At 72.8% G+C, this 7,263-nt stretch carries 8 protein-coding genes and 1 pseudogene; 6 read left to right on the top strand and 3 right to left on the bottom strand.

Annotation, left to right across the window (positions count from 1 at the left end; translation table 11 throughout):
* Window positions 1–781: helix-turn-helix domain-containing protein (locus BZL64_RS17515; protein WP_107430305.1), on the top strand; the 781-nt coding region annotated here is incomplete at its 5' end.
* Window positions 782–789: 8 nt separating this feature from the next.
* On the opposite strand, the gene BZL64_RS17520 is transcribed toward BZL64_RS17515, so the two are convergent.
* Window positions 790–1,215, bottom strand: a complete 426-nt coding sequence (locus tag BZL64_RS17520; protein WP_086770125.1) for a hypothetical protein — start codon at window positions 1,213–1,215, stop codon at window positions 790–792.
* 219 nt (window positions 1,216–1,434) lie between these two features.
* Here BZL64_RS17520 and BZL64_RS17525 point away from each other — a divergent pair, with 219 nt between their 5' ends.
* The 5 genes from BZL64_RS17525 (at window position 1,435) to BZL64_RS17545 (ending at window position 6,166) form a co-directional block, all read left to right on the top strand.
* Window positions 1,435–2,298 carry a helix-turn-helix domain-containing protein gene (locus tag BZL64_RS17525; protein ID WP_086770126.1) on the top strand — a complete coding sequence of 288 codons (864 nt, stop codon included), beginning with the start codon at window positions 1,435–1,437 and terminating at the stop codon, window positions 2,296–2,298.
* A 69-nt stretch (window positions 2,299–2,367) separates the two neighbouring features.
* Window positions 2,368–3,186, top strand: a complete 819-nt coding sequence (locus BZL64_RS17530) for an SAM-dependent methyltransferase (RefSeq protein ID WP_086770127.1) — start codon at window positions 2,368–2,370, stop codon at window positions 3,184–3,186.
* Between the two features lie 140 nt (window positions 3,187–3,326).
* On the top strand, window positions 3,327–3,815 hold the full coding sequence (locus tag BZL64_RS17535) for a nitrate reductase molybdenum cofactor assembly chaperone (RefSeq protein WP_086770128.1): 489 nt from the start codon (window positions 3,327–3,329) through the stop codon (window positions 3,813–3,815).
* Between the two features lie 90 nt (window positions 3,816–3,905).
* Window positions 3,906–5,702: a right-handed parallel beta-helix repeat-containing protein gene (locus tag BZL64_RS17540; RefSeq protein WP_086770129.1), complete on the top strand. Its 1,797-nt coding sequence runs from the start codon at window positions 3,906–3,908 to the stop codon at window positions 5,700–5,702.
* On the top strand, window positions 5,699–6,166 hold the full coding sequence (locus BZL64_RS17545; RefSeq protein ID WP_244205377.1) for a hypothetical protein: 468 nt from the start codon (window positions 5,699–5,701) through the stop codon (window positions 6,164–6,166). The genes BZL64_RS17540 and BZL64_RS17545 overlap by 4 nt, the downstream gene beginning before the upstream one ends.
* Before the next feature lie 72 nt (window positions 6,167–6,238).
* Here the strand turns inward: BZL64_RS17545 and BZL64_RS17550 are convergent, their stop codons facing one another.
* Both BZL64_RS17550 and BZL64_RS17555 read right to left on the bottom strand, forming a co-directional pair.
* Window positions 6,239–6,667, bottom strand: coding sequence for an OsmC family protein (locus BZL64_RS17550; RefSeq protein WP_086770130.1), 429 nt, complete (start codon window positions 6,665–6,667; stop codon window positions 6,239–6,241).
* Between the two features lie 66 nt (window positions 6,668–6,733).
* A pseudogene (locus BZL64_RS17555) lies at window positions 6,734–7,214 on the bottom strand (DUF2201 family putative metallopeptidase); the annotation flags it as partial.
* Window positions 7,215–7,263: the final 49 nt, after the last annotated feature.

Here is a 7,263-nt window from a genome sequence, read left to right on the forward strand (position 1 = left end):
CCGGGGCGTCGGCCCCCTCCTGCGGGCCTGGCGGGAGCGGCGCCGGGTCAGCCAGCTGGAACTGGCCCTGCGCGCGGACTCCTCGGCCCGGCACATCAGCTTCGTCGAGACCGGCCGCTCCCGACCCGGCGAGGAGTTGCTGCTGCGGCTGGCCGAGCACCTCGACGTGCCCGTGCGCGAGCGCAACACCCTGCTGGTGGCGGCCGGTTACGCCCCCCGCTACCGCGAGACCCCGCTGGACGATCCGGCACTGGACGCGCTGCGCTCCGGCATGGAACGCCTGATCCAGGGCTACGAGCCGTATCCGGCACTGGTCGTGGACGCGACGTACAACGTGCTGGCGGCCAACCGCGGGATCACCATGCTGATGGACGGCCTCCCGGAGTCGCTGCTCGCGCCGCCGCTGAACGCGATGCGGCTGACGCTGCACCCGGAGGGCCTCGCGCCGCGCATCCGCAATCTGCCCGAGTGGCGCGGCCATCTGCTCGCCCAGATGGAACGGCAGATCGCCCTCCACCGCTCCGCCCCGCTGCGCGCGCTGTACGACGAGGTCTGCGCGTATCCGGTCGCGGAAACCGCGCCGGGGGCCGAACCCGCCGAGCCCGTGCCGTACTTCGCGCTGCCGATGCTGATCGAGCACGAGGGGCGGACGCTGTCGTTCATCTCGTCGATCTCCACGTTCAACACACCGATGGACGTGACGGTCGCCGAGCTGGCCATCGAGACACTGCTCCCGGCCGACCCGGCGACGGTCAAGTACCTGCATTCACTGATGGGTTGAGCGGCCCCTCAGGTCCGGCGCGCTCTCAGGGCGAGGTGCTGCAGGGCCGCGAACCCGGCCACCGTCGCGGCCTGGAGCACGGTCCACACCGCCCCGGTCGCGGTCGGGGACAGCCACAGCGCCAGGGCGAGGACGCTCAGGGCCGACCAGGCGAGGTTGATCTCGACCACCGCCTTCACCGGCAGTACGGCCGGACGGGCGCGCGAGGCGAGAAGGCCGACCGCGGCGGCGTACACCGTGAGGACCAGGCCGAGTTCGAGCAGCAGCGTGGAGCCGACGCCGAGGAGCCGGCCGAGGGGACCCGACGCCGCGAGGTAGGCGACGCCGTTCGCTCCGGTCACCACGGCGTCGAGGGCGAGGAAGCGGCGCAGGGCGCTGTGCGGTTCGGCGGTGCGGGCGAGTGCGGTGAGCGTGGCGGGCTGGGTTGCGGACATGATGAATCACCCTCCGTCGAGGTCGGGGAACGGCCTGCTGGGACCGGGTCTTCCGGAGCGGAGTGCGCCGCCCCGGAAACCCGTTGCCCCTACGATCCCGTCGGCGCGGGCGTCCGTCGATTACCCCTGAGGTAATGCCCGTAGCCGTCGTCCCTGTCGTCGCACAGCCGGAACATGACACACTGACCGGCGTGTTTCGACACGCAGGGGAGGCGTGGCGTGAGTGAGCGGCGGCCCGCGCCCACGGTGGGCCAGGTGGTACTCGGCAGGCGGCTGCAGGAGCTGCGCGAGGCGGCGGGTCTCAGCCGGGAGGAGGCGGCCCGCGCGCTGCGGGTGGCCCCGGCGACCGTACGGCGCATGGAGATGGCCGAGGTCTCCCTGAAGATCCCGTACGTGCAGGTGCTGCTGGAGACCTACGGGGTGTCGGAGGAGGAGACCGGGACCTTCGTCACGCTCGCCGAGGAGGCGAACCGCCCCGGCTGGTGGCAGCGGTTCCACGACGTCCTGCCCGACTGGTTCAGCCTGTACGTCAGCCTGGAGGGCGCGGCCCGCCTCATCCGCTCCTACGAACCCCACTTCGTTCCGGGCCTGTTGCAGACGGAGCGGTACGCGCGTGCCGTGCTGGAGGCCGGCACGGTCGGCGTGAGCAGCCCGGAGGCGATCGAGCGGCACGTGTCGCTGCGACTGGCCCGGCAACAGCTGCTGGAGCGCCCCGATCCGCCCCATCTGTGGGCCGTGCTGGACGAGACGGTCCTGCGCCGCCCGGTCAGCGTCGACGCCGACGTCATGTACGAACAGATGGACAGACTCCTGGAGTTGGCGGAGCGCGACCGGATCACGCTGCAGGTCTCGGAGTTCGCGAGCGGCCCGCACCCTGGGACGTCCGCACCGTTCTCGCTGTTCCGTTTCGCCGAGCCCGAACTGCCCGACATGGTCGTCACCGAGTACCTGTCCGGCGCCCTGTACCTGGACTCGCGCAAGGAGGTCTCCGCGCATCTGGAGGTCCTCGACCACATGACCACGCACGCCGCGTCGGCCCAGCACACCCTGAAACTCCTGCGCGAGGTCCGCGCGGAGTTCTGAACCACCGGGCGCCGCCGGCCCGTTCACCCCCCGCCCTGTTCGTCCGCACTCACCAGGAGAAGACCGCGCATGACCGGATCCGAGTCCGAGGCCGCCGTCCGCATCGACACGAGCAGGCCGCATCCGGCCCGCGTGTACGACTGGTGGCTGGGCGGCAAGGACAACTACCCCGTGGACGAGGAACTGGCCCGCAAGATCCTCGCCGTGGACGGCACGGTGCTGCGCGGGGCACGCGCCAACCGCCGCTTCATGCAGCGGGCCGTGCGAACCGTCGCCGAGACGGGCGTCCGCCAGTTCCTGGACATCGGCACGGGCATCCCCACCGAACCCAATCTGCACCAGGTGGCGCAGACCGTCGCCGCCGAGTCGAGGATCGTCTACGCCGACAACGACCCGATCGTGCTGCGGCACGCGCAGGCGCTGCTGCACGGTTCGGACGAGGGTGCCACCGAGTACGTGCACGCCGACGTCCGTGACGTCGACACCCTGCTGGGCCGCGCCGCCGACTCCCTCGACCTCGACCGGCCGGTGGCGCTGTCGCTGGTCGCGCTCACCCACTACTTGGGCGACGACCCGACGGGCGACGACGTGTACGGGCTGCTGAGGCGGTACGTCGACGCGCTCGCGCCCGGCAGCCACCTGATCCTCTCCCAGGTCACCCCCGACCTGAACCCGGAGGCGATCGAGAAGGCGGCGAACCACTTCCGGCGCAGCGGCACGCCGTTCCACCCCCGCTCGCTGGCGGAGTTCTCCCGTTTCTTCGACGGCCTGGAACTGCTGGGTCCGGGCGTGATCCCGGTCTCCGGCTGGCGGCCCGACCCGCAGGACGTGGCCCTCCAGGCGGAGGGCATCGTGCCGGTCTACGCGGGCGTGGCGCGCAAGCCCTGAGACGCCGGGGGCCGGGGACCGGGGCCATGGCACGCCGACCGGGGGAATGACCCGTACGGGCGCCGTGGACGGGTGCGTTCCCGCGCCCGCCCCTAGGTTCGCGACAGGGGCGCGCACGGAACGCCCCCGAAGGAGGCGTGATGCCCTCGGACGCCGTGCTGTACCAGGCGGCCGCACTCTGCCTGACGTACCCCGACGACGATCTGTACGCGCGACTGCCCCTGCTGCGGGAAGCGGCCCCGCCGTTGCGGGAGTTCACCGACCATGCGGCGGTGACGCCGCGGCCGGAGCTGGCCGAGCACTACGTGCGGGTCTTCGACGCCGGGGACCGGCACAGCCTGCGTCTGAGCCGGTGGTACGACGAGGGGGACCGGCGGGACGGCATGTCACCGGCCCGCCTCACAGACCTCTACCGGCGGCACGGGCTGGAGTTCACCGGCGAGGAACTGCCCGACTTCCTGCCCTCGGTCCTGGAGTTCGCCGCCCGCACCGGCGACACCGGCCCGCTCACCGGCCACCGCGCGGGCCTGGAGCGGCTGCGTATCCGGCTGACCGGCCACGGCACACCGTATGCGGCCGTCCTGAATGCCGTATGCGCCACACTGCCGACCGTATGCACCGACCCGTGAGCCGGTGAGCCCGCCGGGGGACCGGCCCCTCCGGTAGCATCGGCGGCTGCGAATCAGGAGAGGTCCGGGGCGCGGCGGGGGAAGGCCGGCATGGTCAGGAAGTACGTGGTCGCGCCGCACGGCGGTCGTCGTGCGTACCCCGACATCTCGTCCGCGCTGCGGGCCGCCGCCGAGCGGCACGGCCCGGCCCTGATCGAGATCGCCCCCGGCCACTACGAGGAGTCCCTCACCGTGCGCGGCGAGGTCGAGCTGACCGGCCGGGGCGGAGCACCCGGCTCGGTCGTGGTGAGCCCGCCGCGGGGAACCGTGCTCGACGCCTTCGGCACGGTCAGGGTCCGCGGTCTCCTCCTGGTCGGCCGCGAGGCGGATGTCGTCGACTGCCTCGGGGGAAGCCTGACCCTGGAGCACACGGAGGTGCGGGCGCACGGCGGGGTCTGCGTGCACGCCCGGCGCGCGTCCCTGGTGACGCTGACGGACAGTGTGTTCCGCTACGGCCGGACCCTGTTCGCCGGAGCCGGCGGAAGCATCGAGCGGTGCGGTTTCCACGACGCCGCCGACAACGCGCTCGCGGTGATCGAGGGGGCCCGCGTCTCGGTCCGGGACAGCCGGTTCGAGGGCAGCCGGATCCACGGGGTCCGGGTCAGCGACGCGTGGGCCGAACTCGTCGGATGCGCGCTCACCGGCACCGAGAAGGCGGCCGTCATGGCCGACACCCGCGCCGAACTGACCATGTCCGGCTGCCGGGTGGACTCGGTGCACGCGGAGGCGGTCATGTTCATCGAGCAGTCCCGCGGGCTCGTGCGGGGCCTGCGCGTGTCCGACGCCGAACACGGCATCGGGGTCGCGAGCGGCGCCGACCCGGTGGTACGCGACAGCGTGTTCGCCGGCTGCCGCGACACCGGCATCAACGTGCAGACCACGGGCCGCGGCACGTTCGAGGACTGCGAGGTCGTCGACGCGGGCAGCGTCTCCGTGTTCTCCACCAACGGCGGCGCTCCGCGGGTGAACGGCTGCCGCGTCACGGGCGGCAACGTCGGGGTCGCCGTCGTCGACAAGGCTCGGGGACACTTCACGGGCGTGGTCGTCGAGGATCTGTCGGGCGTCGCCCTGCGCGTGTTCGACGAATCCCGGGCGGTCTTCGAGCAGACCCGTGTGGAGCGCTGCCCAGCGGGCCTGGAGGTGCGGGGCAACGGCGGTACGACGGCCCAGCTCACCGACGTGCGGATCACCGGCTTCGACCTGTCCGCGGTGGCGGTCACCGGCGAGGCCCGCGTCACGCTCACCCGCGTCTCGGCGGAGCACGGCCTGCTGGGCTTCGGCGTCGGCGAGGAGGCGTCGCTGCGGGTCCAGGACTGTGACGTCTCGGCGACGCGGGCCGGCGGGGCCGTCGCGTTCGGCCGGGCGAGGCTCGTCGCCCGCAACCTCACGGTCACCGGTTCGGAGGCGTTCGGCCTGTGCGGCACCGAGTCCGCGTACGTCGATGTCGCCGACAGCCGGTTCGAGGACTGCGCGGCCGCCGGGGTCACCTTCGACGAGTCGGGCGGCGGCCGGCTGGTGAACTGCTCGGTGACGGGCGCCCGGGGCATGGGCGTGCAGCACAACGGCCGCGTCGACCTGGTCTCGCTGCACACGTCACTGCCGGTGGTCGAGCGGGTCCCCGAACCGGCCCCTCCCGCGGTGCAGGTCGTCAACCACCACTACCACGGCCCGGTCTTCAACGCGGCCGTGCACGGGGTGCAGTTGGCGTGGAACAACGACGAGGTCACGCAGCAGATCATCGAGCCGGCCCCCACGCGGGCCACGCCGGGAACAGCCCCGCGAGCCACGCCGGAGGCCGGCCGGCGGACCATCCAGGAACTCGACGACCAGAACGGAGCCACCCCGTGAACGACCCCACGGACACCCCCATGGACGACCCCGCCGAGGTCCCCGCGGACGATCGCACCGACGGCGGGCGGCAGGTGCACAACTACCACGGCCCGGTGTTCAACGACCCCGTCTCCGGCGTCCAGCTGGCGTGGAACAACCGGTCCGTCACACAGAACCAGCAGAACAACACCGCTGTCGCCCCCGGTTTCGAGGCCCTCGCGGCCCTGATGACCGATCTGCTGCGGCAGTTGCCCGAGGCCGGGCTCACCGACCGGGACCGCGAGGACGCCCGGACCGCGGCCGAGGAGGTCCTGGCGGAGATCACCGGCCCCCAGCCGCCCGAGCAGGGCAGGCTCCGCCGTGCGGTGAACGGCCTCAAGGGAGCCCTGGCCCCCGTCGCCACCGGCGTCGCGGCGGGCACGGCGATCGGCGTCCAGGAGTGGGCGCAGTCGGTGATCGCGGGCCTGGCCGGTCTCGTCTGAGCGCCCCCCGGGGACGGCCTCCGGGATCCGGCCGGTCGTGCGGGGCGCGCGACCGGCCGGACGTCCGGCGGTTCAGGCCAGCTTGGCGGACAGGGTGATCGGTACGGCCTTCAGCGCCTGCGAGACCGGGCAGTTGACCTTGGCCTCCTCGGCGGCGGCGACGAACGCGTCGTCGTCGAGGCCCGGCACGGTGCCCTCCACGGTGAGGTGGATGCCCGTGATGCCCTCGCCCGGCTGGAAGGTGACGTCCGCCGAGGTGACCAGCTTGGTGGGCGGGGTACCGGCACCGGCCAGGGCGTGCGAGAACGCCATGGAGAAGCAGCTGGAGTGGGCTGCGGCGATCAGCTCCTCCGGGCTGGTCTTCCCGTTCGCCTCCTGGGTGCGGGCGGCCCACGTCACGGGCTGCTCGTCGATGGCGCCGGAGGAGTCGAAGGTGACGACCCCGTTCCCCTCGATGAGGCTGCCTTCCCAGACGGTGTGTGCGGAGCGCGTGGTGGCCACGGTTCTTCCTTTCGCATGGTTCTCCCGCAGAACGGGTTTGACGGGCCCATCCGATCACACTCGCCGTCACCGCACCCGGAAGACCGGCCCCCGAGGGGTGAACGGCAGCTGCCGGCCCTGCGGGATCAGGTACGCGTGCTCGCGCCGGACGCGCAGGGTGTCGCAATAGCCGTCGGTGATGACGAGGACCGGCGCGCCGCGCGGGAAGTCGTCCGCCCGGTGCAGGAGGTCGATGCCGGGCTGCAGGACCGTGCCGCCGCGGCCGTGCACGCGGACCCGGCCGGCGATCTCGGTGACCGGCACGTACCCGGCGTCGTGCGGGGCGGCGTCGCAGAACACGACCCGGGCGGCGGGTACGTCGCGGGCCTCGGCGTAGGAGGCGATGGCGCCGAGCGCCTTGCCGAGGAGGGTGCGGTCCATCGAACCGGAGGTGTCCAGGACGACGCCGAAGGTGCAGCGGGCGATCTCCTCGGCAAGGCGCTCGGCGCCATCGCCTCCTACGCCGAGGCCCGCGACGTACCCGCCGCCCGGGTCGTGTTCTGCGACGCCGCCCCGCACGCCGCCGGGTACGTGCCGGTCACCGAGATCGCCGGCCG

The sequence above is a fragment of the Streptomyces bobili genome (assembly GCF_002154575.1).
GTDB classification, from domain to species: domain Bacteria; phylum Actinomycetota; class Actinomycetes; order Streptomycetales; family Streptomycetaceae; genus Streptomyces; species Streptomyces bobili.